This window comes from Ruegeria sp. BHSB196 (assembly GCF_059613135.1).
This window is the reverse complement of record NZ_JBXWRY010000003.1, coordinates 171,891-197,916: the sequence shown is the minus strand read 5'-3', so window position 1 is coordinate 197,916 and position 26,026 is coordinate 171,891. Positions and strand designations below refer to the sequence as shown.

The following is a 26,026-nucleotide window of genomic DNA, read 5'->3' as shown; positions in this document are numbered from 1 at the left end:
CTGATCCGCGCCGAAACGAAGCTGGGTCCGCCACCCTTGCGGAACGATGCGGTGTTGCGGCGAGACCAGCCGGTCACGGACCGGCAGGCCCGGTCCAAGCGCGCCGCGACTGATCCGCACCGGGCGCAAGCCTGGGCCGACGTGAAGCCGATCAGCGCAGAGTGTCTGTTGCCCCATCGAACTGAGTGTGGCCAGACCGCCATCTGCAAGCCGAAGCTGCTCGCTGGCAGCGATGTCTTGGACTGCAGCCCGGCCAGTTCGAAATGAAACGCTGTATCGGTCGGCGGACTGCACGGCTTTCCCTTGCCCTTGTCCGCGATATGTTGCACCAAGCACGGGTTCAGACGCCCATCGGATTTCGGGGCACAGGATAAGGACGGCACAGATGGCTGACGGATCGATCGACATCAATGCAAAACCCACCGAAGAGATCTCGGTCCGTGACGTATTCGGCATCGACACCCACATGACGGTGAAGGGATTCGCCGAAGCCAGCGAGCGCGTGCCGGTGATCGATCACACCTACAAGTTCGACCCCGAGACCACGCTGGCGATTCTGGCCGGGTTCGCCCATAACCGTCGGGTGATGATCCAGGGCTATCACGGCACCGGCAAATCGACCCATATCGAGCAGGTGGCCGCCCGCCTCAACTGGCCCTGCGTCCGGGTCAACCTGGACAGCCATATCAGCCGGATCGACCTGATCGGCAAGGACGCGATCAAGCTGCGCGACGGCAAGCAGGTGACGGAGTTCCACGAGGGCATCCTGCCCTGGGCGCTGCGCAATCCCGTGGCCATCGCCTTTGACGAATATGATGCGGGCCGGGCCGACGTGATGTTCGTGATCCAGCGGGTGCTGGAGCATGACGGCAAGCTGACCCTGCTGGACCAGAACGAGATCATCACCCCGCACCCCTATTTCCGCCTGTTCGCCACCGCCAACACGGTCGGTCTGGGCGACACCACCGGGCTTTATCACGGGGTGCAGCAGATCAACCAGGCGCAGATGGACCGCTGGTCGCTGGTCTCGACGTTGAACTATCTGAGCCACGACGCCGAGACGATGATCGTGCTGTCGAAGGCGCCGCATTACAACACCGAGAAGGGCCGCAAGACCGTCAGCCAGATGGTGACGGTGGCCGACCTGACCCGCACCGCCTTCATGAACGGCGATCTCAGCACGGTGATGAGCCCGCGGACGGTGATCAACTGGGCCCAGAACGCCGAGATCTTCCGCGACGTGGGCTATGCGTTCCGGCTGTCCTTCCTGAACAAATGCGACGAGCTGGAGCGGCAGACCGTGGCCGAGTTCTATCAGCGCTGCTTCGACGAGGAACTGCCGGAAAGCGCGGCGCGAGCGGCGTTGGGGTAATCGCCGACCCTGCCATGCTTGTCGGCCTGATCGGCGGGATCGGCGTCGCCGCGACGGTGGTCCAGTGTCAGCGGCCCAGCGCGGCGGGCGCCGATCTCTGACGCCTGGCCGGGCGGTCAGGTGATGCGATGCGGGCAATGCCGCGCCGCGGTTGGCGCGCAGCCGGCGCAATCCCATCTTGATACTTGTTTTCAGTATGATTGCGGCGCTTCTTCATCCATCGCGTGTGGCGGCCGGATCACATCCGGTCACGACTTTTGTATATACATATTTTATACAAAGTGATTCACTCGTATAGTCATTTCATGTCAGTATCACGACCCATAGTGCTGTGCGGCGTGGTCTTGGTTCTCGGTGCTTCCGCCGCCTCCGCCCTGCCCGACCGGCCATCGGAACGGGCCGAGATGTTCGCCACCTGTTCGGGCCGCATGGATGCGCTGGCGACACGTCAGCGGGCGCGGATGGATGGGGATGCCCGCACCAACGAGCGGTTGCAGGCCGAATTCGACTATCTGCTTGAAGCGGTGATGCCCAATGCCCTGTCCGAGGGGATCGACGCGGCCCAGCCGAAACGGTGGCGGGACCGCGGCTGGATCGAGATCGCCTTTCTGCTGGCGGATGTGGATTACAGCTTTGACGCGCGCCGGGCCGAAATGGCCCGCCGGCTGCTGACCCGCAAGATCACGGACTGCCGCAAGGTTCTGCTCTGACCCGGTGACGGGGCGGGCGGAAATGCGGGGCGGCCCTATGGTCAAGGCCGGGGAATGGTTCTAGGTTGCCGGGGCAGACCACAACCGGACCCGCAGCCGATGAACAAACCGTCAGACAACCCCGCCGATCCGTTCAAGAAGGCCCTGGCCGAAGCCACCAAGGTGATGGCCGACGATCCCGAACTGTCGGTCAGCTATTCGGTCGATCCGGCGGGCATGTCGGGGGATTCGATGCGGCTGCCGCAGGTCAGCCGGCGGATGAGCCGCGAAGAGGTGCTGCTGGCGCGGGGCACGGCGGATGCGCTGGCGCTGCAGCGCAGGTATCACGACGACGCGACCCATGCGCGCTATGCCCCGCCGGGGGACATGGCGCGCGACCTCTACGAGGCGATGGAGGTGGCCCGCTGCGAGGCGATGGGCGCGCGCGACATGCCCGGCACCGCCAGCAACATCGATGTCAAGATCGGCCACGAGGCGATCCGGCGCGGCTATGACCAGTGCAAGCAGCCCTCGGAGGCGCCGCTGCCGGTGGCGGCGGGCTATCTGATCCGGCATCTGGCCACGGGGCGCGACCTGCCGCCGGCGGCGGAGAACGTGATGAACCTGTGGCGCGGCTTCATCGAGGAGCAGGCGGGCGGGACGCTGGAGAACCTCAACGACATCCTGTCGGATCAGGCGGAATTCGCCAGGTTCTCCCGGCAGGTGATCAAGGATCTGGGCTATGGCGACCAGCTGGGTGAAGACCCGGACGAGCTGGACGAGGATCAGGACGATCAGGCCGAGGACGACGCCGAGGAACAGCCCGACCCGGACAGCACCGGCCAGGACGACCAGGACGAACAGGACGCCGACGCCACCCCCGAGCAGACCCAGGAAGAGCAGCAGGACAGCTCGCAGGCGCAGGTCTCGATGGACGAGATGGCCGAGGACGAGCTGGGCGAGGAGGCCGAGATGCCGGAGGGCGAGGCGCCGCTGGAGCCGCCCGCCCCGCCGCCGGCCTCGGAGGCCGATCCGGATTACCGGGTCTATCTGAACAGCCATGACGAGGAGATCGCGGCAGAGGATCTGGCCGAGCCGGCCGAGCTGGAGCGGCTGCGGGCCTATCTGGATCAGCAGCTGGAGCCCCTGAAGGGCGCGGTCAGCCGTCTGGCCAACAAGCTGCAGCGCCGGTTGCAGGCGCAGCAGAACCGGACCTGGGAGTTCGACCGCGAGGAAGGCATTCTGGATGCCGGCCGGCTGGCGCGGGTGGTGGCGAACCCCACGACGCCGCTGAGCTTCAAGGTCGAGAAGGACATGGAGTTCCGCGACACGGTGGTGACGCTGCTGCTGGACAATTCCGGCTCGATGCGGGGACGGCCGATCTCGATCGCGGCGATCTGCGCCGACGTTCTGGCGCGGACGCTGGAGCGGTGCAACGTCAAGGTCGAGATCCTGGGCTTTACCACCCGCGCCTGGAAGGGCGGACAGGCGCGCGAGGCGTGGCTGAACGATGGCCGCCCGCAGCAGCCGGGGCGGCTCAACGATCTGCGCCACATCGTCTACAAGAGCGCCGACGCGCCCTGGCGGCGGACCCGGCCCAATCTGGGGCTGATGATGAAGGAGGGGCTGCTGAAGGAGAACATCGACGGCGAGGCGCTGGAATGGGCGCATCGGCGGATGGTCCAGCGGCGCGAGCAGCGCAAGATCCTGATGGTGATCTCGGACGGGGCGCCGGTGGACGACTCGACGCTGAGCGTGAACCCGGCCAACTATCTGGAGAAGCACCTGCGCGACGTGATCGCCATGGTCGAGAAGCGCAGGATGGTCGAATTGCTGGCCATCGGCATCGGCCATGACGTGACCCGGTACTACGACCGCGCCGTGACGATCACCGATGTCGAGCAGTTGGCGGGCGCGATGACCGAGCAGCTGGCGGCACTGTTCGACAAGGATCCGCGCGCCCGCGCCCGTGTCATGGGGATCAAGCGCGCGAGTTGAGCCGCTCCGTCAGGGGCCAGTGGCGGAAAGCGGAGGTTTTGCACGCCATCGCGCGCCCCAGGATTTGCGCCCCCTCGCGCTGCCCCGGAGAGGTATCTGCAGAACGATGAGCCTGGTGAAGGGCCATCCGCAGACGTCCCGCCCATGTGGAGGGGCGCGCTCGGCTGCGCCGGGCGGCGCGCTCGGCATCGGAGGGCGGAAGGTGGCGGGCGGCGAGGTGGCGCAGCAGGGCGGTATCGGTCGGGATCATCGTGGGTCTCCTTTGTCCGGTCTGGCCCCAGATTGGCGAACGCAGGCACGCCTTGCTTGACGGAATCCCTTGGGAACCCCTGCGGTTTCCCTGTCTTTTGCGTTATTGCTTGCCACAGATCCGTACGGGAGATGTAGTTGTCCCATGCGATATGACTTCGCCGATTGCTGTCTCGATACCGAGACCTTGACCCTGACCCGCGCCGGGGCACCCGTGAAGGTGGAGCCACAGGTGTTCGACCTGCTGCGCCTACTGATCGAGAACCCGGGTCGCGTGGTGACGAAGGACGAGATCGTGGACCGCGTCTGGAATGGGCGGATCGTGTCGGAGAGCGCGATCTCGGCGCGGATCGCGGCGGCGCGCAAGGCGGTGGGCGACGACGGCAAGGCGCAGCGGGTGATCCGCACGGTGGCCCGGCGCGGGCTGCAGATGGCGGCGGCGGTGAGCGGCCGCGCGACCGAAGCGGCGGACGCGCCCCGCGTGGCCGACACAAAGGGCGACGCACCCCAGCCTATCCGTTACCTGCGCCTGCCATCGGGGCACTACATGGCCTATGCGGTGACGGGGTCGGGTCCGCCGGTGATCTCGGTCGGGCATGGGCGTACGGATATCGAAGCGTCATGGCAGTTGCAGTTCGAGCGCGCGCGCTTTGCCGCCCTGGCCCGACACAACACGGTGATCCGGTTCGACGCCATCGGATCGGGGCATTCGGACCGCAGCCCGGATCGCGCTGCAATCGCCGATCAGGCCGAGGATATCGGCCATCTGGCCGACGCGCTTGGGCTGGACCGCTTTGCGTTGTGCTCGCATTCCGGCGGGTGCAATGCCCTGATGCACTATGCCGCGCATAACCCCGACCGGGTGAGCCGGATCGCCATGACGGGCGCCTATGCCGAAGGCCGGCTGGTGCGCAAGGATGGCGAGTCGCTATCCACCGACCCGCTGCGGGAGATGATAGCGCAGGGCAAGGCCGCGCAGGACAGCGCCTTCTTTGCCGCGGCGATGCTGACCTATCAGCCCGAAGGACCGCTTGAGGACGTGATTGCCTTTGCGCAAATGGTCCAGAACGCCGCCAGCCCGGAATTCGAACTGCGCATCCGCGACATCATCAACCACCATTCCAGCATGGCGCTGTTGCACCGCATCGCCTGCCCGGCACTGATCCTGCATTCGCGCGGGGATTCGGTGCATCCGCTGTCCGAGGCACAAAAGCTCGCGCGTGGCATACCCGGCGCCGAACTGGTCGTGCTGGAATGCCGCAACCACATCCCGATGCCCGGCAATGCCGCGTATGAAACATATGTTGCGGCGCTGGCCGGGTTTCTTGCGTCAGGGGCGTGAGCGGTGCGACCGACCCCTTGATCCGGGCAGGCCGAGGGCGTATCTTTCGCCCATGCGACGACCCATCTCCTGACCCCACCCCTCCTTGCACGCCTCACGACAGCCGAAACGCGCGGTGCGTTTCGGGCGCGAGGTGCAATGGAGGACGATATGGACAAACGGTTCACCCATCTGCTGCGCGAGTATCAGGAGGCGCGGCAAGCCTATCTCAGGGCCAAGATCGCGCTTCTCGATCATCTTCTGAAGCTGCGCCGCAGGCATCTGGCGCGTCAGCCCCGGCCCATCGAACTGCCCGGCTACGAAGAGTGACCGCCCGGCCCTGCCCCCTTGCCACCGGGGGCGGGTGCCGCCATGATCCGCGCCGGCAGGCAGAGCAACCGGCAGGAGACCCCCATGTTCCAGAGTTTCGACGTTACCGCCCGGCCCGAACAGGGGCCGCCGCGCCTGAGCGCCCTGCGCGCCGAGATGGCGCGCGAGGGGCTGGACGGGTTTCTGGTGCCGCGCGCCGATGCGCATCAGGGGGAATATGTGGCGGCGCGCGACGAGCGGCTAGCCTGGCTGACCGGGTTCACCGGCTCGGCCGGGTTCTGCGCCGCCTTGGCGGATGCGGCGGGGGTGTTCGTGGACGGGCGCTATCGCACCCAGGTCAAGGCGCAGGTGGCGGATGTGTTCACGCCGGTGCCCTGGCCGGACGTGTCGCTGACCCAGTGGCTGAAGGAGAAGCTGCCCGAGGGCGGGCGCGTCGGCTTCGACCCCTGGCTGCACGCGGCCGAGCAGATCGCGACGGCGGGGGCCGAGCTTGCGGGGACGGGCATCGAGCTGGTGCGCTGCGACAACCTGGTGGATCGCATCTGGACGGATCAGCCCGAGCCGCCGATGAACCCGGTCCGGGCGCATCCGGTGGAGTTCGCGGGCGAAAGCGCCGAGGCCAAGATCGCGCGGCTGGCGGAGGATCTGGAGAAGGCCGGGCGCAAGGCGGCGGTGATCACCCTGCCGGATTCGATCATGTGGCTGCTGAACATCCGCGGTTCGGACATTCCGCGCAACCCGGTGGCGCATGGCTTTGCCATCCTGCATGCAGAAGGCCGGGTCGATCTGTTCATGGCAGCGCGCAAACTGGGCGATCTGGCCGTTGGGCTGGCGCCGCAGGTCACGCTGCACGCGCCGGACGGGTTCCTGGCGGCGGTCGCGGCGCTGGACGGCCCGGTGCAGGCCGACAAGGGCACCCTGCCGCAGATCGTGGCGGAGGCCCTGGGCGACCGGCTGGCGGGCGGCGGCGATCCCTGCGCCCTGCCCAAGGCGCGCAAGAACGCGGCCGAGATCGCCGGCACCGCCGAGGCGCATCTGCGCGATGCGGCGGCGGTGGTGGAACTCCTGGCCTGGCTCGACGCCCAGCCGCCGGGGAGCCTGACCGAGACCCAGGTCGTCACCCGGCTGGAGGCGTGCCGCCGCAAGGACAACGCGCTGCAGGACATCGCCTTCGACACCATCGCCGGAACCGGACCCAACGGTGCGATCATGCATTACCGCGTCACGGAGGAGACCGACAGCCGGCTGGAGGACGGGCATCTGCTGGTGCTGGACAGCGGCGGGCAGTATCTGGACGGCACCACCGACATCACCCGGACGATCGCGATCGGTACGGTGGGCGACGAGGAAAAGGCCTGTTTCACCCGCGTGCTCCGGGGCATGATCGCCATGTCGATGCTGCGCTGGCCGGTGGGGCTGGCCGGGCGCGACATCGAATGCGTGGCGCGGCTGCCCCTGTGGCAGGCGGGGCAGGATTTCAACCACGGGGTCGGGCATGGGGTGGGGGCCTACATGAACGTGCATGAAGGCCCGCAACGGCTGGCGCGCACCAGCCACGTGCCGCTGGAGCCGGGGATGATCCTGTCGAACGAGCCGGGCTATTACCGCGAGGGCGCGTTCGGCATCCGGATCGAAAACCTGGTGGTGGTGGAAGAGGCCCCCGCCCTGCCCGGCGGCGATTCCGAGCGGGCGATGCTGTGCTGGCGCACGCTGACCTTCGTGCCGATCGACCGGCGGCTGATCGTGACCGACCTGCTGAGCCCGGCCGAGCGCGCCTGGCTGAACGCCTATCACCGCGACGTTGCGGAAAAAGTCGGCCCCAGGGTAGGCAGCGACGCAAGGCTGTGGTTGGATGCCGCAACCGCGCCGATCTGACATGAGCGTGTGACATAGATTGGGCACAGGACAGGCAGCGGTACGCGAAGGAAAGGACAGGCAAATGGCAGATCACATCAGGATCCGGAAAGCGCCCGGCAAGTGGAGCGTGCGGTCGGGCGGCGCGGTGTTGGGCGAGACCACCAATGCGCTGGAACTGAGCGAAGGCGATCTGCCGCCGGTCATCTATTTCCCGCGCGCCGATGTGGCGATGGCTTTTCTGGACCCGTCGGACAAGGTGGCGCAGTGCGAGCACAAGGGCGAGGCGCGGTATTTCAACATCGTCAACAAGTCCTCGGTGACGCAGAACGCGGTCTGGAGCTACGAGAACCCGGCGCCCGAGGTCGCGGAGATCAAGGATCATCTGGCTTTCGTGACCGGCGATTCGGTCAAGGTCGAGCAGATCTAGGGCGCCGCGTCAGGAGTGCTCTTCGGCGGCGGTGGCCGCCAGGGCGCGATTGTAGGCCTTGAGCGCGTCCAGGTGATAGAGGACGCCCACCGGCGTTTCGCCGCTGCCGTCGTCGCGGATCACGACCGGAATGCAATCGACATCGTCGCGGTCGAAGAACGGCATCGCCGCCTCGAGCGTCGCGCTGGCCTCGATGCAGAGTCCCTGCGCGATCAGCGCGCGGCACGCTTCGGCGTCGAGGGCGCGGGGATCGCCCAGGGGGCGCATGACCGATCCCGCGCGCAGCATCGCCAGCAGGTAGGCTTGCGGGCCGGCGGCCAGGTGCACGTTGCGCCGTTCCAGCTGGGTCAGGAAGAACGACCGGTCCACCAGCCGCGAGGCCAGCGCGGTGGACATCGACACCGACACCATCACCGCCAGGCCGATCTGCCAGTCGCCGGTCAGTTCGAACACGATCAGGGTGGTCGAGATCGGCGCCCCCAGTACCGCCGCCGCCACCGCGCCCATCCCGGCAAAGGCATAGAGCGCGTCGGTGCCCGAGACCTCGGGCAGCAGGCCGGTGGCGATATGGCCGAAGGCCAGCCCGGTCAGTGCGCCGATCATCAGCGAGGGGGAAAACACGCCGCCGCCCATGCGGCCGCCCATGGTGATCGCCAGCGCCACGGTCTTGACCACGGCGAAGACGATGGCGGTGGTCAGCGCCAGTTCGCCGCTGAGGGCCAGGAGCGTGGTTTCATAGCCGACGCCGATGATGTGCGGAAACCAGATCGCGATCGCGCCGAGCATGGCGCCGGAGACCGCCGGGCGCAGCCAGCGCGGCAGCGACAGGCGGGCCTGGACGTGCGAGCCGATGTCCTCGGCAAAGAAGATCGAACGCATGAGCAGCAGCGAAACCAGCCCGCAGATCAGGCCGAGCAGCAGGAAGGCGGGGAGCTCGACGTAGAATTGCAGGGCGCCGGGGGTGTCGAGCACGAATTCGGTCACGTCGCCATAGGCCAGCCGGTTGATCACGGTGCCCGCCACCGAGGCGATGACGATGGGGGCAAAGGCGTGGACCGCGAAATGGCGCAGCACGACTTCGAGCGCGAAGAGCGCCCCGGCGATGGGAGCGTTGAAGCTGGCCGAGACCGCGGCGGCGACGGCGCAGCCCAGCAGGTCGCGCCCGGTGATGCCGTCGGCGTTGATCCTCTGGCAGACCCAGGTCGAGATGACGCCGGCCATGTGCACCACCGGCCCCTCGCGGCCCGAGGAGCCGCCGGAACTGAGGGTGATGAGCGAGGCGAACATCGAGGCGATGCCCTCGCGGGTCTCGACCCGGCCATCGGTCAGCGCCGCGCCTTCGATCACGTCGGCGACCGACCTGACCCGGCCGTCGTCGGTGTAGCGGTGCAGGATCACGCCGACGATCAGGCCGCCGACGATCGGGATGATCAGGATCCAGTACCACGGCAGCTTTTCGGCAAAGCTGTGCAGGAACTGCACGTTCTCGGTGCCGTAGAGCGTGGCCTGAAGCGCGGCGATGCCCTTGCGGAAGAGCAGGGCGGCAAAGCCGGCGGCGATGCCGATCAGCAGGGCGATGAACCAGAACTGGATCTGGCTGGGACCGCGGCGACGCAGGATGCGCCACGCATCCTTGATGGCGGCGAGAGCTTGGTGGAACTGGTTAATCAGAACGGTGCGGGTGGATTGCGTCATCTCGCCACTCGGTTCGTCGCTTGTCCCTTACTAGGCGACGGAGGGGCAACAGGAAAGGCGGTTCGCGACAGTCCGGCACGGGCGTTGCGGCAGGAGCGCGGTTCAGGCGTGCAGCAGGGCGCGGGCGGCGGCGCGAGCCTCGTCGGTGATGGTGTCGCCCGCGACCATGCGCGCGATCTCGTCCACGCGCTCTTCGGGGCCGAGCGGCAGGACGGTGGACAGGGTCTGGCCGTCGGCGACCCGTTTCTGCACCCGCCAGTGATGCGCGGCGCGGGCCGCCACCTGCGGCGAGTGGGTGACGACCAGCACCTGTCCGTCCTGCGCCAGCGCCGCCAGACGGCGCCCCACCGCATCCGCCGTGGCCCCGCCGACGCCGCGGTCGATCTCGTCAAAGATCATCGTGCGGGCGCTGTCGTCGCCGGCCAGGCAGACCTTGAGGGCCAGCAGGAACCGGCTGAGTTCGCCGCCCGAGGCGATCTTGTTGAGCGGCCCGGCGGGGGCGCCGGGATTGGTGGCGACGGTGAAGGCCACCCTGTCGCGCCCGTCGGGGCCGGGTTCGGCCTCGGCCATGTCGGTGCGGAACACGGCGCGTTCCATCTTGAGCGGTGCGAGTTCGGCCATCACCGCGGCGTCGAGCCGCCCCGCGGCCTCGGCCCGCGCCGCCGTGAGCGCCTGCGCCGCCGCGTCATAGGATTTCTGCGCCGCCGTCAGGGCGGCGCGCTTGTCGGCAAGGTCGGCATCGCCCGCATCCAGCCGGTCCAGCCGGTCCCGCAGCGTTTCGGCGAAGCCGCCCAGATCGTCGGGGGCCACGTCGTGCTTGCGCGCCAGCGCCCGGATCGCGAAGAGGCGTTCCTCGACCTGTTCGAGTTCGCCCGGATCGAAGTCCAGCGTTTCGAGACAGGCGGCGACGCCATCCTGCGCCTCGCCCAGTTCGATCAGGGCGCGGCCCAGCGCGGCGATGGGCTCGTCCAGCCCGCCGCCGGCCCTGTCCGCCACGCCTTCGAGCCAGCGCAGGGCGTCGGCCAGCGCGGTTTCGGCCCCCTCCCCGCCCAGCAGCGCAAAGGCGCGCGCCACGTCGTCGCGGATGCGCTCGGCCCCCTGCATCATGCGGCGGCGGGCGTCGAGTTCGGCATCCTCGCCCGGCTGCGGATCGAGCCTGTCGAGTTCGGCCACCGCGTGGCGCAAAAACTCTTCCTCCGACCGCATGGCGGCCAGGGCGGCCTCGGTCTCCTCGACCGCGCGGCGGGCGCGGGACAGCGCCGACCAGGCGCTGCGGGTTGCCGACAGCGCGGGGTCGAGCCCCGCGAAGGCGTCGAGCAGGACGCGATGGCCGCGTGGGTTGAGCAGGCCCCGGTCGTCGTGCTGGCCGTGCAGTTCGACCAGGGTTTCCGACAGCGCCCGCAGCACCTCGCCCGAGCAGCGGCGGTCGTTGACCCAGGCGGTCTTGCGCCCGTCCGCCGTGTTCACCCGGCGCAGGATCAGTTCGTCGCTGGCGGGGAGACCGGCCGCGTCGAGAACGGCACGGGCCGGGTGATCGGCGGCCAGGTCGAACACCGCGACGACTTCGCCCTGGTCGGCGCCCTGCCGCACCAGTTCGGCCCGACCGCGCCAGCCGAGAACGAAGCCCAGCGAGTCGAGCAGGATCGACTTGCCCGCCCCGGTCTCGCCGGTCAGCACGTTCAGGCCGGGCTGAAAGGACAGGTCCAGCCGGTCGATGATCAGCATGTCGCGAATGTCGAGCGCGCGCAGCATCGGTCCTAGATCCCCAGACCAGCCCGCATGGCGCCTACAACCATTGCCCCTTGATCGACTGGCGGTAGATCTGGCTGAGCCAGTTGTTGCCGCGATCCTTCAGCTCCAGCCCGCGCGAGGTCAGCAGCTGATAGCTGCGTTCGTACCATTCGGTGGACCGGTAGTTGTAGCCCAGGATCGCGCCGGCGCTCTGCGCCTCTTCGACCAGCCCGAGGGACAGATAGGCCTCGACCAGGCGGTGCAGCGCCTCGGCGGTGTGGGTCGTGGTCTGGAAATCCTCGACCACCACCCGGAACCGGTTGATCGCGGCGGTGTAGTGCTGCTGGCGCAGGTAGTAGCGGCCGATCTCCATCTCCTTGCCGGCCAGATGGTCGAAGGCCAGGTCGAATTTCAGGATCGCAGAGGTGGCGTATTCGCTGTCGGGATAGACCTCGATCACGGTGCGCAGCGCCTGCAGCGCCTGGAAGGTCAGGCCCTGGTCGCGGCCGACCTCGTCGATCTGGTCGTAATAGCTGAGCGCCAGCAGGTATTGCGCATAGGCCGCGTCCTCGTCCGTCGGATAGAAGTCGATGTACCGCTGGGCGGCGGCGCGGCTTTCCTCGTAGTTCCGGTCGGTGTGATAGGCGAAGGCCTGCATGATCAGGGCGCGCTTGGCCCAGCTGGAATAGGGGTAGAGCCGCTCGACCTCGGAAAAGTACCAGGCGGCGTCATCCTCGCGGTTCTGGGCAAGCTCGAACTCGCCGCGCGCGAAGATCTGTTCGGGGGTATAGGTTTCAAGGTTCTGTTCGCGGTCCGCGGCGCGGCGGAACAACCCGCCTCCGCCCCCGCTGCATGCCGCCAGAGTAGCTGTCAGAAGAATCGCGCATGTCAGTCTGACTGCCGCCTTGCTGCCAAGCATACTGCCCATCCTTGTCGTCTTGTCTTATGGGGCAAGCCCCCGATTGGGCATCGGTCTAGCACATAAAATTCCGGTGCAAAACGCCTTATGAACGCCGCCGGGCATTTGTGCCGGCCGGGTCTGGCGGTCAGGCAACGGCGGGGATTTCGCCCCACACGAGGCCCTGTCCCGGCAGGCGCGACGCCTGTTCCGGGGTGCACAGGACGGGGCGCACGGCGCCCGGCGTCTCGAACAGTTTGCGCAGCAGGGTGTTGGTCATGGTGTGGCCGGATTTCTCGCCGATGTACCGGCCCAGAATCGGGCCGCCCGCAAGGGCCAGATCGCCCAGCGCATCCAGCATCTTGTGGCGTACGGCCTCGTCGGCGTGGCGCAGGCCGCCCGGGGTCAGCACCTCGTCGCCCTGAACCACGACCGCGTTGTCCAGCGATCCGCCCAGGGCCAGCCCGGCGGCGCGCATGTCCTCGACATCCGAGCGGCGGCAGAAGGTGCGGCAATCGCTCAGTTCGCGGGCGAACGTCCCGTTGCGCATGTCGAGCACCTTGCTCTGGCGGCCGATCGCGGCGTCTTCGAAATCGATGTGGAACTCGATCACCAGCCCGTCATGGGGCAGCAGCGAGGCGCGGGCGTCGTCGCGTTCGACGGTGACGGGTTGCAGCACCTGATAGGCCAGGACCGGGCTGCTCTGCCGGCGCACGCCGCGCGCCATGATCCCGCGCACGAAGGACAGCGCCGAACCGTCCATGATCGGAACCTCGGGACCGTCGATCTCGATCAGCGCGTTGTGCACGCCGCAGCCGGCCAGGGCCGCCATGATATGTTCGACGGTCGAGACCGAGACGCCGGCATCGTTGACCAGGCGGGTGCAGAGCGGCGTGCGTTCGACCACGTCGTAGATCGCGGGGATCAGCGCGTTGCCCAGCTCGATGTCGGTCCGCTTGAACCAGATGCCGTGCCCGGACGCGGCCGGGTGCAGGACCATTCTGGCAGGCTGTCCGCCGTGCAGGCCGACGCCTTTGAACATGACCGGGGATTTGAGCGTGTGTTGCAAAACGAGCCTCTGCGCGCCGTGTCCGGCCTCGGGGGGCCGTGTTGATCCCTGAGTTAAGGAAGAGCCGCAGGAGTCACAATTCACTCTTTGTAACCGATTGAAACAAGTATGTAACACATCGGCAGAACCCTGCCGACAACCCTCCAATGCGCTGAATCGCAACGAAAACGGGCCGCGCAGAGGCGGCCCGAATTGCTTGATTTGTTACCGGCTTCAGTTGGCCTGGCGCCGCAGGAAGGCGGGAATCTCGATGCGGTCCTGCTCGGGGTCCGACTCGTCCGGCGCGGGTGCCGTAGCGTCACGCTGGCGCAGGCTGGGCTGCTGGCGCGGCGGCTGTGCCGGGGTGTCGGCGGCATGGCCGGTCATCCGGTCGATGAGCCGATTGAAGCCGAAACGCGCCTTTTCCTGGGCCGGCTGCGGCTGCGGCCTGGGCTGGGGCGCGGCGGGCCGCGCCTGCGACTGGGGCACCTTCTGAACCGCGGCCTGAAGCTTCCGCATCGCCTCGGGCGAGGCGGTTCCCGGCGCGGGCGCGCGCGGGGCGACGAAGGTCTCGGGCGTCGGGTCCACCGCATCCGGCTGCGGCTCGAAGGCGGCAACCTGCGGCTGGTAGGCCGGCGGCGGCAGGCCGTCGTCCTCGGCTGCTTCCGGCTCGTGGCTGGCGGCGGGCGGCTCCTGCGCATCGATCTCGTTGAACAGGGAGGGTTCGCGCTCGGCCTCGGCTTCGGCGGCGGGCCGGGTTTCGGCCGCCACCGGGGCGGGGTCGGCCTCCTTTTCCTCGGCCGAGACGGTCCGGGTCAGCGGCGCCGACATCGAGCGGCGCGCGACCGGGATCTCGGCCTGCACCTCGGAGGCGTCGATTCCGGTGGCGACCACAGAAACCCGCATCAGGCCCTGCATGTCAGGATCGAGGGTCGAGCCGACGATGATGTTGGCGTCGGGGTCCACTTCCTCGCGGATGCGGTTGGCGGCCTCGTCCAGCTCGAACAGGGTCAGGTCGTGGCTGCCGGTGATGTTGATCAGCACGCCCTTGGCGCCCTTGAGGCTGATTTCGTCCAGCAGCGGGTTGGCGATGGCCTTTTCGGCGGCCTGGATGGCGCGGTCTTCGCCGTCGGCCTCGCCGGTGCCCATCATCGCCTTGCCCATCTCGTCCATCACCGCGCGGACGTCGGCGAAGTCGAGGTTGATCAGGCCCGGACGCACCATCAGGTCGGTCACGCCCTTGACGCCCTGATAGAGCACGTCGTCGGCCATCGAGAACGCCTCGGTGAACGTGGTCTTTTCGTTGGCCAGGCGGAACAGGTTCTGGTTGGGGATGATGATCAGCGTATCGACGACCCTTTGCAGCGCCTCGACGCCGTCCTCGGCCTGGCGCATCCGCTTGGCGCCTTCGAACTGGAACGGCTTGGTCACGACGCCGACGGTCAGCACGCCCAGCTCGCGCGCGGCCTGCGCGATGATCGGCGCGGCGCCGGTACCGGTGCCGCCGCCCATGCCGGCGGTGATGAAGCACATATGCGCGCCGGCCAGATGATCGACGATCTGTTCGATGCTTTCCTCGGCGGCCGCGGCGCCGACCGAGGCGCGGGCGCCTGCGCCCAGACCCTCGGTGACTTTCACGCCCAGTTGCACCCGCGCCTGCGCGTGGCTTTGCTGCAGGGCCTGCGCATCCGTGTTGGCGACAACGAAATCCACGCCGTCGAGCTGTTTTTCAATCATGTTGTTGACGGCGTTGCCCCCTGCACCGCCGACGCCAAATACCGTGATCCGAGGCTTGAGTTCGTCCTGCCCGGGCATGGAAAGATTCAATGTCATGCTCTGTCCGCCTGTCTTATATGCCCGCCAATGCGGGGTTTTTCTTACCTATCCACAGCCAATCCTACCGTTGCAAACGCCAAACGTCACGTCAAAAACGCAAAAACGCCACAAAATATGGAAGGTTTTCCGTCCAGACACGCGGCATTTCGCCAATTGGCGCAAATGTTGCGGTTGATCGACCCGTGCGCACAACAGCAGAAAGGCCCGCGCCGCCAGGCTGCGGGGAATCAGGATGTCTTTCATGTCGTGGGCCTGCCCGACCCTCTTGCGCACCTCTTGATCCGGGTGCTGATCCGAGTTGTAGCATGCCCGGTTCGGACTGTCACCGGGCAAATCGGTGCCGCACCGGTGTCACCAGTTGTCCTTGAACCACCTGACCGCGCGTTTGAAGGGGCGGGCGTGGAAGGTGTCCGCCGGCAGTTCGAAATCCCACCACTCGTCCTGCGGATGGGCGGCGAACAGGCTCAGGCCGACGGCCGAGGAAAAGGCCGGGCCGGTCGCCGATTGCGGCAGGCCGTGGACCCGCAGAGGGCGTCCCAGGCGCACGCGCTGCCCGAGAATGCGGCTGGCCAGGCCGTCCAGCCCCATCACCTGGCTGGCGCCGCCGGTCAGCACGATCTGCTGGGACGGCAGGTGGTCGAAGCCCGCCGCATCGAGCCGCACGCGCACCTCTTCGAGGATTTCCTCGACCCTGGGGCGCATGATGCCGATCAGCTCGGCGCGGCTGACGGTGCGGCGGTCGTGTTCCCAGTCGCCGGTGTCGCCGCCGATGTCGATCAGGTCGCGGTCGTCCGCGCCGGTGGCATGGACGCCGCCATTGACGGTCTTGATCCGCTCGGCCACCGCGGCGGGGATGCCCAGCCCCATGGAAATGTCCGAGGTCACATGGTCGCCGCCCATGCGGACGCAATCGGCATAGATCATGTGTTTCTTGAGGAAGATCGAGACCGAGGTGGTGCCGCCGCCCATGTCGATGCAGGCGGCGCCCAGTTCCTGTTCGTCCTCGACCAGCGCCGAGATGCCCGACACATAGGCCGAATTGGCGATGCCGGCGAGTTCCAGGTCGCACCGCTTGATGCATTGCACCAGGTTGTGGATGGCGGCCGCATCGACGGTCAGCATGTGCATGTCCACCGCCAGGGTCTGGCCCAGCTGCCCGCGCGGGTCGATCAGGCCCGAGCGGTTGTCGAGCGCGAAATTGACCGGCTGGGCGTGCAGCACCTCGCGCCCGGTGCCGTAGTCCGGCACGTCGCAGGCGTTGAGCACCCGCCCGATCTCGGCCTCGGTGACGATCTGCGCCTCCAGCTCGACGCTGGCATCGAGACCGTAGGAGCGCGGGTTGGCCCCGGAAAAGCAGGCGATGACGTGATCGACGCGGATCTCGGCCATCTTCTGGGCCGCCTGCAGCGCGGTGCGGATCGCGCGCTCGGTCTCCTGCATGGCGGTGACTTCACCGAACTGCACCCCGCGCGAACGTGTGGTCGCGGCGCCGATGACGCGGAACCCGGTCTGGCCGGCCATCGACCCGATGGAATTGTCCTCGCTGAGCCGCCCGGTGCCGTCGAACCGCAGGACGAGGCAGGCGATCTTGGAACTGCCGACATCCAGAATGGCGACCACGCCGCGCTGCATCGCCTGGCGGCGCATCTGCCGCATGGCCCGTTGTGACTGGTACAGATCCGTCATCATCGTTCTATTGCCCGTTTTCCACAGTTGCTCTTGTTCGCCACCAGTCTTCGCTGGCGTTCCGGTTCATCCGGATGGTCGGCCGCGCGCGCAGGCGCATGTCCACCACCGCGACGTCGCGTTCCAGCAGATCCTGCACCTCGGTCACGGCCAGCACGTGTTCCAGCGCCTGCACCGGACGCTCGGGCGGCAGCATGATGCGCTGGTTGCGGTCGAGCACCAGATCCCAGCGCCGCTCGCCGATGCGCACCAGGCCCCGAACCCGCTCGCCCAGGCCCTGCGCCACCCGCAGCAGCGTCAGCGCCTCGGCCACGTGGGCGTCGGCGCCGGTTCCGGCGATCAGCGGCAGGTCGGCGCGGTCGGCGCGGGCCGCGATCTCGGCCACATGCGCGCCGGTCTCGTCCAGCAGTTCCAGCCCGTCGCGGGTGCGCCAGACCACGGCCGGCTGGCGTTCGATCACGTCCACCTGGAGGATGCCGCCGGGGCGGATGCGGACGCTGACCGACTTGACCGGGTTCAGGCCGGCGATGGTGTCGCGGATCTGGTCGGCGTCCAGATCGAAGGAGCTGATCGGAAAGTCGAGCGGCACCACCTCGCGAATGTCCTCGGCCAGGGTCGGCCCGGCCCCGTCGATGGCCATCAGCTTGACCATGAATTCCGGGCGCTCCTGGATCGAGGTGCGGATGTTCGACACATAGGCGTGCACCGCGTCGCGGCGGGCTTCATCGGCGAAAAAGGCGCTGCCGGCCACGAAGACCGCGCAGAACGGTATGCCGATCCGCAGGCTCAGGCGGATGCCCGGCGTGAGCATCCAGCGCTGGAACCGGTAGCTGAGGCGCGACGGGGCCGGGTCGGACTTGCGCGCGGCCCGGTTCAGCCTGCCCCGGCCGCGCAGCCGCAGGCGCGGACGCGCCTCCGATGTCCCGGCGCTGGCGAAATCGGCGTCGTCGCCGGCCAGCGGCTTGTCCCGGTAGGCGACAAGTTCGCGGTGTGATCCTACCTGTCGCATGAGGCGTCCTTTACCATCCAGTCGCACAGCCGGCCAAAGCTCATGCCCAGCAGTTCCGCCTGTTCGGGCACCAGCGAGGTGGGCGTCATGCCGGGCTGGGTGTTGGTTTCGAGCAGGATGAGCCCGTCGGCGCCGCGCGACTCGTCCCAGCGGAAGTCGGTGCGGCTGACGCCGCGGCAGCCCAGAACCCGATGGGCGCGCAGGGCGTAGTCCATGCACAGGCCGAAGATCGCGGCCGGGATCTCGGCCGGCAGGACATGCTGCGACCCGCCGGGCTTGTACTTGGCGTCGTAGTCGTACCAGCCCTCGGTCAGGATTTCGGTGACGGTCAGCGCCCGGTCGCCCATGACCGTGGTGGTCAGTTCGCGCCCGGCCACGTATTCCTCGACCATGACCTCGGCGGGCATGTCGTCGGACAGGCGCGGCGGCGCGTTGGCGCCTTCGTGCACGATGTAGATGCCGACGCTGGAGCCTTCGTTGTTGGGCTTGACCACGTAGGGCGGCGGCAGGACATGGGCGGCCATCGTGTCGGCCTTGGGCGCGATCACGCTTTCGGCCACCGGCAGACCCTCGGCCAGATAGGCCGCCTTGGTGCGTTGCTTGTCCATCGCCAGGGCCGAGGACAGAACCCCGGAATGGGTGTAGGGAAGGCCGATCCATTCCAGCATCCCCTGCACGCAGCCATCCTCGCCCCAGCGCCCGTGCAGGGCGTTGAACGCCACGTCCGGCTTGATGTCGTGCAAACGCGCACAGAGATCGGGGCCGGCATCCAGCTCGATCACCTCATAGCCTTCACCCCTGAGGGCGGCTGCGCATTCGCGCCCGCTGCTGAGCGAGACCTCGCGTTCGCGCGAGGGTCCGCCCATCAATACCGCCACTTTGGGGGTTGTCCTGCTCGACCTACCCACCGTTGTGCGCCTCAATGTCCCCGGACCTTATCCAGCGGCCCGTATCGTTGTCTTATGCCTTTGTTCCGCTGCCTGGAATTGCCTGTTTTGGTCAACGGTTTGGGCTGTTATTTCACCAGCGGATCGCCGACCCGCATGATTTCCCACTCTAGCGTGATGCCGCTTGTTTCGTAAACCTTTTTTCGCACCTCTTCGCCCAGTCCTTCGAGGTCCGCGGCGCTGGCGCCACCGGTGTTGATCAGGAAATTCGGGTGCTTTTCGCTCATCTGCGCGCCGCCCCTGCGGGCGCCGCGCATGCCGGCGTCGTCGATCACCTTCCACGCCTTCAGCTCGTGGGTGTCGTCGGCCCGCCCGGTCGAGGAGAACCCGGCCGGATTGCGGAAGGTCGATCCGGCGCTGCGGTCCCGGGTGGGCTGGGTTTCGTCGCGTTTCCTGAGCTGCGCCTCCATGCGGGCGTGCAGATCCTCGGGATCACCCGGGGGGCCTTCGAGCGTTGCCGAAACCAGCACCGCACCTTCGGGCAGGTCGGACTGGCGGTAGCGGAAGTTCAGATCGGCGGCGCCGAGGTCCGCGAGTTCGCCGTTGCGGGTGACGACCGTGGCCGAGACGAGCACATCCGCCACGTAGCTGCCATAGCAGCCGGCGTTCATCCGCACCGCGCCGCCGATCGAACCGGGGATGGTGCGCAGAAAGGTCAGGTCAATGCCCGCATCCGCCGCCCTGCGCGCCACATGGGCGTCCAGCGCGGCCGCGCCCGCGGTGACGGCGTTGCCCGAAACCGTGATCGCGTTGAACCCCCGCCCGAGGCGGATCACCACCGCGCGCAGCCCGCCGTCGCGCACGATCAGGTTCGAGCCGACGCCCATCGGGAACACCGGTACATCGGCGGGCAGGTCGCGCAGGAACTGTCGCAAGTCGTCCAGATCGGCGGGCTGAAACAGCCAGTCCGCCGGGCCGCCGACGCGCAGCCAGGTCAGGTCGGACAGGTCGCGGCCCCGGGTCAGTCGGCCGCGGACCGGGGGCATCGCGGTCATGCGCCGGACCGCGCGGCGAGGCTGCGCCCGCCCAGCCCGCCCATGATCACCGTGAGAAGGAAGGGCAGCACGCCGCCGGTCAGCCAGATGAAGGGGGCGAAGGCGCGTTCCTCTTCCCCGGTGCCGACCGAGGCCAGCATCACGATCAGGACCAGCGCCGCAGCCGAGGTCAGCCCGATCAGCCACAGCAAGACCCGTGTGCCCAGCCATCGGCCCGACACGAAACCGGCCACGGCGCCGAGGGCAAGGGCGATCAGGGGCAGATAGGTGAGTGTGGCGGTTGTGACCATGGCGAAGGCTCCGAAGGCGTGGGTTTATTTCTTGGCCGCCTTCATGCCCTGCATTTTCGCCTTTGTCCAACGGGTCAGGTAGATCACCGGCCAGCGCAGCACGGAGATGCCCGCGGCCAGCACGATCAGGCCGATCCACGGCCCGTTTTCGTAGGTGACGTAGCCCAGCAGCGGAATGCCCACGATGATCAGGGCATAGGCGCGGCTCCAGTGGTTGTCGCGGCTGGGGGTCAATGCCAGCACGTTGGCGACGATGGCCCAGAGGCAGGCGAGGATCAGCGACGTGGTCATTCCGCCTCCTCCCGCAGGCCGCGCCATCTGCGCCAGAAATAGATCAGCGGGTGTCGGAACATCGACACGAAGGCCGCGACCGCCAGAAGCGCCGGCAGCCAGCCGTGCTGATGCCACAGCAGGCCGATCACGGCCGGCGCCGCCACCAGCAGGATGCTGCCCGGAATGTACTGGCGGCGCATCGGCAGAAACGCCACGAGCGTCGCGACGAAGACCCAGGCGATGGCAAGGGCGATGGACAGGCTCACACGATCCCTCCTATGGCGACGGCCAGTGCGATCAGCGCCAGGACGAGGCCCAGCACCGGCACCGCAAGGGGCACCCGGAATCGGGCGGCGGGTTCGCGCCGCTTCTGGACGATCAGCGCCAGATTGACCAGAGCAAAAACGGCAAGGAGGATGGCCGAGGTGGTCTCGGCCAGGGTGGCGACGGTGACGAAGAGCGCGGCGCCGATCACCAGCGCGCCGATCAGCAGGGTCGCCAGCACCGGCGTGCCGAGCCGCGGATGCGCCCGATGGAACACCGCGAGCGCCGGGGATCGGCGGCCGAGGCCGAACAGCACCCGGCTGGCCATGACGATCTGCGCCAGCACCCCGTTGAGCGCGGCGAAGACCGCGATGGCCGACAGGAACTCGCCCGAGCCGCCGCGCCCGCTCTGCCAGACCAGCACCAGCGGGCTGCCCGAGCCGGCCAGGTCCGCCGCCGGCACGGCGCGCACCGCCGCCCAGCACACCAGCGCGTAGATCACCGAGGTGATGGCCAGCGAGATCAGGATCGCGCGCGGCATGGTCCGTTCCGGCCGGTCCACCTCTTCCGCCATGTTGACGATGTCCTCGAAGCCGATGAAGGCGAAGAAGGCCAGCACCGCGCCCAGCCCGATCCCGGTCCAGGCCGGGGCGGCGGCGGCGGTCCAGTCGGCGGTAGGCGCGGCGCTGAACCCCGCCCAGATCACCAGTCCGAGCCCGGCAAGCTCGATCACGGTGAAAACGGCGGCGAGCGCCAGGCTTTCCAGAACCCCAAAGGCGGCCACGGCGGTCAGGGCGAGGCCGAGGCCCAGAACCGCCATGTCCGACGGCACGTTGACGGCATGGGTCAGATAGCCGACGCCGCCGCGCAGGACCGCTCCGGCCGACACCGTACCGGCGGCCACCACCGCCAGTCCGACCAGCACCGCCAGCGCCTGGCTGTTCAGCCCGGTTCCCACATAGGCGGCCTCGCCCGCCGCTTCGGGCAGGCGGGTGGAGAATTCGGCGTAGCTGAGCGCCGTCGGAGCGGCGATGAGACCGGCCAGGACGAAGGCAAGCGGGGCATAGATCCCGGCATCGCCGGCGATCGCACCGACGAGCACGTAGATGCCGGCGCCGACCATCACGCCGACGCCATAGGCGGTCAACAGACCCAACCCGATACGGCGCTTGAGGGTCTGCGCCATACGTGTACCCCTTATGTCTCTGCGACATTGCCGGATCGTTGTCCGGCGCAGGCAGGATAGTCCGAACGGCCGGATCAGCCAACCTGCAAGTTGTGCCGACGCAAAAAATTCATGTGCGGCTAGACACTTGGCGTTTTGATCGCATCGTTCTTGCGCGGTTTCGCCGGAGCCAGGCGCTGCGGCAGACCGTTGGCCCAGGCGCTGATCGTGCCTGCGCCGAGGCAGACGACCATGTCGCCGGGACGGGCCTGTTCGCGCACCAGGCGCTCCAGGTCGTCCTCGTTCAGGATGGCCCGCGCGTGGCGGTGGCCGTGGCGGATCAGGCCGGCCACCAGATCGTCGCGGCTGGCGCCCTGGATCGGGTCTTCGCCGGCGGCATAGACCTCGGCGATGGCGACCACGTCGGCATCGTTGAAGCAGGTGCAGAAATCTTCGAACAAGTTGGACAGCCGGCTGTAGCGGTGCGGCTGGTGCACGGCGATGACGCGGCCCTTGCTGGCCTGGCGCGCGGCCTTGAGCACGGCGGCGATTTCCACCGGGTGATGGCCGTAGTCGTCGATGATGGTGACTCCATCCACCTCGCCCACCCTGGTGAAACGGCGGTTGACGCCGCCGAAATGGGCCAGCGCATCGCGGATCTCGGCCGATTTCATGCCCAGATGCCGGGCCACCGCCGCGGCGCCGAGCGCGTTCGAGACGTTGTGATCGCCGGGCATGGGCAGGCTGCAGCCTTCGATCACCGTGTCCTCGTATTGCAGGTGGATGTCGAAATGCGCCACCCCGTCCTTGTAGGTCAGGTTCACCGCCCGCACGTCGGCCTGCGCGTTGAACCCATAGGTGCGCACACGGCGGTCGGTGATGCGGCCCACCAGTGCCTGCACTTCGGCATGGTCGGTGCAGCACACGGCCAGCCCGTAGAACGGGATGTTCGAGACGAATTCGTGAAAGCCGGCGCGCAGGGTGTCGAAATCGCCCCAATGCTCCATGTGCTCGGGGTCGATGTTGGTGACGATGGCGATGGTGGCGGGCAGGCGGTTGAACGAACCGTCCGACTCGTCGGCCTCGACCACCATCCATTCGCCCTGCCCCATGCGCGCGTTCGAGCCGTAGGCGTGGATGATGCCGCCGTTGATGACGGTCGGATCGAAATCGCCGGCCACCATCAGCTCGGCCATCATGGTGGTGGTGGTGGTCTTGCCGTGGGTGCCGGCGATGGCGACGTTGGATTTCAGCCGCATCAGTTCCGCCAGCATGTCGGCGCGGCGCACCACCGGCAGGCCCTGCGCCCGCGCGCCGTCAAGCTCCGGATTGCCGGGCTTGATGGCGGTGGACACGACGACGACCTTGGCGCCGTCGAGGTTTTCCTCTTTCTGCCCGATGAAGATTTCGGCGCCCAGCCCGGCCAGCCGCTCGGTGATCTTGGAGGCTTTCAGATCCGAGCCCTGCACCCGGTAGCCGAGGTTCAAGAGCACTTCGGCAATGCCCGACATGCCGATCCCGCCGATCCCGACGAAGTGAATGGGGCCTACATCCTGCGGCAGTTTGGTGGCGGGTGTCATGCGGTCTCCTTCTGCGCCAGGGCTTCGACCAGGGCGACCAGACGCTCGGTTGCGTCGGGCGCCCCGGCGGACAGGGCGGCGCGTGCCATTTTCTGGGCGGCTTCGGGATTGCCCAGAACCGTGGTGATTTGCGCGGTCAGCGCGGGAACGTCAAGGGCGCTTTCGGGAATCATGATGGCCGCGCCCGCCTGCACCAGCCCGCGCGCATTGGCGGTCTGGTGGTCTCCGGCGGCGGCGGCATAGGGGATCAGGATCGACGGGCGGCCGATCACCGAGATGTCGGCGACGCTGGAGGCGCCCGAGCGCGAGATGACCAGCTGCGCCTCGGACATGCGGCGCGGCACGTCGTGAAAGAAGGCCTCGACATCCGCGAGGATCCCGTTTTCGGCATAGAAGGCCGCGACGCGGGCGCGGTCCTCGTCCCGGGCCTGATGCGACACCCGCAGGTGGCGGCGCAGCTCCGCGGGCAGCGCGGCGATGGCGCCGGGCACCGCGTCGCTGAGAATGCGCGCGCCCTGCGAGCCACCCATGACGAGGATCGACATCGGATAGTCGCCGGGCGGGATATAGGGTGCGGCGGCGCGGTCCAGCACCGCCGCGCGCACCGGGTTGCCGGTGTGGACGCCATGCGCGCCCTCGGGCAGGTCGGTCGGCCAGACGCCGCAGGCCACATGCGCGACGCGGGTGGCAAACAGCCGGTTGACCTGCCCCAGCACGCCGTTCTGTTCGTGGATCATCCGGGGCACGTTCAGCAGCGTCGCCGCGCCGAGCGCCGGAATCGACGGATAGCCGCCGAAGCCCACCACCACGTCGGGTTTGTCGCGCAGCATCTGCCAGGTCATGCCGGTCACGCCACCGGCGATCCGCGGGCCGGCCAGCGCCTTGGCGGCCATCCCGCCGCGGGCGAAGGTGGCGGACGAGACCTGCGCGATCTCGGTCGAATGGGGGAACCCGCCGGTATAGCGCGCGCCGCGCGCATCGGTCGAAAGCCGCACCCGCCAGCCCTTTTTCAGCATGGTCTCGGCCAGCGCCTGCGCCGGGAACATGTGCCCCCCGGTGCCGCCCGCCGCGATCATGAGATAGGGCCGCGCCATCAGCCCCGCCCGCGCAGGATGTCGCCCAACTCGCCCTGCGGCCGCGAGCGGGTGAAGGCCAGCAGCATCCCGATGGCGATCCCGCCCGCGATCAGCGACGAGCCGCCATAGCTCACGAAAGGCAGGGTCATGCCCTTGGCCGGCAGGAGCCGCACCGCCACGCCCATGTTGATCATCGCCTGCACGCCGAACATGCAGGCCAGGCCGGTGCCGGCCAGGCGGATGAACATGTCGCGCTCGCGCATCAGCCGCAGAAGCGAGCGCACCACGATCAGGCTGTAGAGCGCGATGATGATGAGCACCAGGATCAGGCCGTATTCCTCGGCCGCGACGGCGATGATGAAATCGGTATGGGCATCGGGCAGCGACCATTTCACCTGACCCTCGCCCACGCCGACGCCGAACAGGCCGCCTTCGCGTATGGCGTTGGTGGCATAGCCGAGCTGGGTGGTCGGATCGACGTCCGGGTTCAGGAACCCGTCGATGCGGCGCGCGAAATGCTCGGAGTTGGAATAGGCCAGCATGCCGCCCAGCACCACCGCGCCGGCCATGCCCACCATCAGCAGCATCGGTGCCCCGGCCACGAAATAGATCACGCCCCAGCCGAACAGCACCAGGCAGGCCTGGCCGAAATCGGGCTGCATCACCAGCATGAGCGCGATCGCCATGCACAGCAGGAACGACCACAGCCGCCCCGGCGGCCCGTTGATCTCATGCGCGGCGGCAAACAGCCACGCGGCGACCACGACGAAGGCGGGTTTGAGGAATTCGGACGGCTGCAGCGAGGCGAAGCCCAGCGAGTACCAGCGCACCGCGCCCTTGCCGAAATCGGTGCCGAAGATGGGCAGCAGCGCCAGCGCCACGAAGGAAGCGACGAAGCCGAGAACCGCCAGCCGCCGCACCAGCGTCGGCGACATCATCGAGGTCAGCAGCATCGCGATCAGCGCCAGCCCGCCGAACAGCGCCTGCCGTTCGACATAGTGGAACGGTTCGAACCCGTTGCGGTTCGCCAGCGGCGGCGACGAGGCCAGCCCCAGCAGCAGCCCGATCACGAACAGGATCAGGACGCAGGACATCGTCCACTTGTCGATCGTCCGCCACCATTTGGGAAGGATCGGCTCGCCGCCCCGGTCCGGGGCCGCGCCATACACCATCTCAGTCATGAGATCACCGCCACTCTGCTGCCTCGTCAACGTCCCGTTTTCGGGATCTGGGCGCGATTCTACAGGCAAATGCGCGTTCAGACCACCCTCTTCCTCTTGTCTTTGGCAT

At 67.9% G+C, this 26,026-nt stretch carries 23 protein-coding genes and 1 pseudogene; 7 read left to right on the top strand and 17 right to left on the bottom strand.

The window, feature by feature from the left end:
- Nucleotides 1-12 precede the first annotated feature (12 nt).
- Nucleotides 13-408 (bottom strand): annotated as a pseudogene (locus AC2FNJ_RS03880) (Hint domain-containing protein); the annotation flags it as partial.
- On the opposite strand from AC2FNJ_RS03880, the gene cobS reads away from it, so the two are divergent.
- From cobS to AC2FNJ_RS03845, 7 genes are all read left to right on the top strand, one after another.
- Nucleotides 386-1,372, top strand: a complete 987-nt coding sequence (gene cobS / locus AC2FNJ_RS03875; protein WP_496762568.1) for a cobaltochelatase subunit CobS — start codon at nucleotides 386-388, stop codon at nucleotides 1,370-1,372. The pseudogene AC2FNJ_RS03880 and the gene cobS overlap by 23 nt on opposite strands.
- 305 nt (nucleotides 1,373-1,677) lie before the next feature.
- Nucleotides 1,678-2,082 (top strand): hypothetical protein, encoded by a 405-nt coding sequence (locus AC2FNJ_RS03870; RefSeq protein ID WP_496762567.1) that lies wholly within the window; start codon nucleotides 1,678-1,680, stop codon nucleotides 2,080-2,082.
- A gap of 99 nt (nucleotides 2,083-2,181) precedes the next feature.
- Nucleotides 2,182-4,059: a cobaltochelatase subunit CobT gene (cobT, locus tag AC2FNJ_RS03865; RefSeq protein WP_496762566.1), complete on the top strand. Its 1,878-nt coding sequence runs from the start codon at nucleotides 2,182-2,184 to the stop codon at nucleotides 4,057-4,059.
- Between the two features lie 394 nt (nucleotides 4,060-4,453).
- Nucleotides 4,454-5,650: an alpha/beta hydrolase gene (locus tag AC2FNJ_RS03860; protein ID WP_496762564.1), complete on the top strand. Its 1,197-nt coding sequence runs from the start codon at nucleotides 4,454-4,456 to the stop codon at nucleotides 5,648-5,650.
- Nucleotides 5,651-5,800: 150 nt separating this feature from the next.
- Nucleotides 5,801-5,959 (top strand): hypothetical protein, encoded by a 159-nt coding sequence (locus AC2FNJ_RS03855; protein ID WP_496762563.1) that lies wholly within the window; start codon nucleotides 5,801-5,803, stop codon nucleotides 5,957-5,959.
- Nucleotides 5,960-6,043: 84 nt separating this feature from the next.
- Nucleotides 6,044-7,834, top strand: coding sequence for an aminopeptidase P family protein (locus AC2FNJ_RS03850; protein WP_496762562.1), 1,791 nt, complete (start codon nucleotides 6,044-6,046; stop codon nucleotides 7,832-7,834).
- A 64-nt stretch (nucleotides 7,835-7,898) separates the two neighbouring features.
- Nucleotides 7,899-8,243, top strand: coding sequence for a DUF427 domain-containing protein (locus AC2FNJ_RS03845; RefSeq protein WP_496762561.1), 345 nt, complete (start codon nucleotides 7,899-7,901; stop codon nucleotides 8,241-8,243).
- Nucleotides 8,244-8,252: 9 nt separating this feature from the next.
- Here AC2FNJ_RS03845 and AC2FNJ_RS03840 read toward each other — a convergent pair whose 3' ends face one another.
- The 16 genes from AC2FNJ_RS03840 to ftsW form a co-directional block, all read right to left on the bottom strand.
- Complete coding sequence (locus AC2FNJ_RS03840) at nucleotides 8,253-9,938, bottom strand: chloride channel protein (RefSeq protein WP_496762559.1); 1,686 nt, start codon at nucleotides 9,936-9,938, stop codon at nucleotides 8,253-8,255.
- A 102-nt stretch (nucleotides 9,939-10,040) separates the two neighbouring features.
- Nucleotides 10,041-11,690: a DNA repair protein RecN gene (recN, locus tag AC2FNJ_RS03835; protein ID WP_496762558.1), complete on the bottom strand. Its 1,650-nt coding sequence runs from the start codon at nucleotides 11,688-11,690 to the stop codon at nucleotides 10,041-10,043.
- Nucleotides 11,691-11,724: 34 nt separating this feature from the next.
- Nucleotides 11,725-12,588 carry an outer membrane protein assembly factor BamD gene (locus AC2FNJ_RS03830; protein ID WP_496762614.1) on the bottom strand — a complete coding sequence of 288 codons (864 nt, stop codon included), beginning with the start codon at nucleotides 12,586-12,588 and terminating at the stop codon, nucleotides 11,725-11,727.
- A gap of 127 nt (nucleotides 12,589-12,715) precedes the next feature.
- On the bottom strand, nucleotides 12,716-13,636 hold the full coding sequence (lpxC, locus tag AC2FNJ_RS03825; RefSeq protein ID WP_496762557.1) for a UDP-3-O-acyl-N-acetylglucosamine deacetylase: 921 nt from the start codon (nucleotides 13,634-13,636) through the stop codon (nucleotides 12,716-12,718).
- Nucleotides 13,637-13,849: 213 nt separating this feature from the next.
- On the bottom strand, nucleotides 13,850-15,448 hold the full coding sequence (gene ftsZ, locus AC2FNJ_RS03820) for a cell division protein FtsZ (RefSeq protein WP_496762556.1): 1,599 nt from the start codon (nucleotides 15,446-15,448) through the stop codon (nucleotides 13,850-13,852).
- Between the two features lie 354 nt (nucleotides 15,449-15,802).
- Nucleotides 15,803-17,137, bottom strand: a complete 1,335-nt coding sequence (gene ftsA / locus AC2FNJ_RS03815; RefSeq protein ID WP_496762613.1) for a cell division protein FtsA — start codon at nucleotides 17,135-17,137, stop codon at nucleotides 15,803-15,805.
- Nucleotides 17,138-17,144: 7 nt separating this feature from the next.
- On the bottom strand, nucleotides 17,145-18,146 hold the full coding sequence (locus tag AC2FNJ_RS03810) for a cell division protein FtsQ/DivIB (protein WP_496762555.1): 1,002 nt from the start codon (nucleotides 18,144-18,146) through the stop codon (nucleotides 17,145-17,147).
- Nucleotides 18,134-19,054 carry a D-alanine--D-alanine ligase gene (locus AC2FNJ_RS03805; protein ID WP_496762553.1) on the bottom strand — a complete coding sequence of 307 codons (921 nt, stop codon included), beginning with the start codon at nucleotides 19,052-19,054 and terminating at the stop codon, nucleotides 18,134-18,136. Before AC2FNJ_RS03805 ends, AC2FNJ_RS03810 begins: the two co-directional genes overlap by 13 nt.
- 107 nt (nucleotides 19,055-19,161) lie before the next feature.
- A complete protein-coding gene (gene murB / locus AC2FNJ_RS03800) occupies nucleotides 19,162-20,088 on the bottom strand; it encodes a UDP-N-acetylmuramate dehydrogenase (protein ID WP_496762552.1) in 927 nt (308 codons plus the stop codon).
- Nucleotides 20,085-20,378, bottom strand: coding sequence for a hypothetical protein (locus tag AC2FNJ_RS03795; RefSeq protein WP_496762551.1), 294 nt, complete (start codon nucleotides 20,376-20,378; stop codon nucleotides 20,085-20,087). Before AC2FNJ_RS03795 ends, murB begins: the two co-directional genes overlap by 4 nt.
- A 24-nt stretch (nucleotides 20,379-20,402) precedes the next feature.
- Complete coding sequence (locus AC2FNJ_RS03790) at nucleotides 20,403-20,669, bottom strand: DUF2484 family protein (RefSeq protein WP_496762550.1); 267 nt, start codon at nucleotides 20,667-20,669, stop codon at nucleotides 20,403-20,405.
- A complete protein-coding gene (locus AC2FNJ_RS03785; protein WP_496762549.1) occupies nucleotides 20,666-20,917 on the bottom strand; it encodes a DUF2484 family protein in 252 nt (83 codons plus the stop codon). Before AC2FNJ_RS03785 ends, AC2FNJ_RS03790 begins: the two co-directional genes overlap by 4 nt.
- Nucleotides 20,914-22,101 (bottom strand): APC family permease, encoded by a 1,188-nt coding sequence (locus AC2FNJ_RS03780; RefSeq protein ID WP_496762548.1) that lies wholly within the window; start codon nucleotides 22,099-22,101, stop codon nucleotides 20,914-20,916. The genes AC2FNJ_RS03785 and AC2FNJ_RS03780 overlap by 4 nt, the downstream gene beginning before the upstream one ends.
- Before the next feature lie 119 nt (nucleotides 22,102-22,220).
- Complete coding sequence (gene murC, locus AC2FNJ_RS03775) at nucleotides 22,221-23,660, bottom strand: UDP-N-acetylmuramate--L-alanine ligase (RefSeq protein ID WP_496762546.1); 1,440 nt, start codon at nucleotides 23,658-23,660, stop codon at nucleotides 22,221-22,223.
- Nucleotides 23,657-24,754, bottom strand: a complete 1,098-nt coding sequence (locus AC2FNJ_RS03770) for a UDP-N-acetylglucosamine--N-acetylmuramyl-(pentapeptide) pyrophosphoryl-undecaprenol N-acetylglucosamine transferase (RefSeq protein ID WP_496762545.1) — start codon at nucleotides 24,752-24,754, stop codon at nucleotides 23,657-23,659. The genes murC and AC2FNJ_RS03770 overlap by 4 nt, the downstream gene beginning before the upstream one ends.
- Nucleotides 24,754-25,917: a putative lipid II flippase FtsW gene (gene ftsW, locus AC2FNJ_RS03765; protein ID WP_496762544.1), complete on the bottom strand. Its 1,164-nt coding sequence runs from the start codon at nucleotides 25,915-25,917 to the stop codon at nucleotides 24,754-24,756. The genes AC2FNJ_RS03770 and ftsW overlap by 1 nt, the downstream gene beginning before the upstream one ends.
- Nucleotides 25,918-26,026 lie beyond the last annotated feature (109 nt).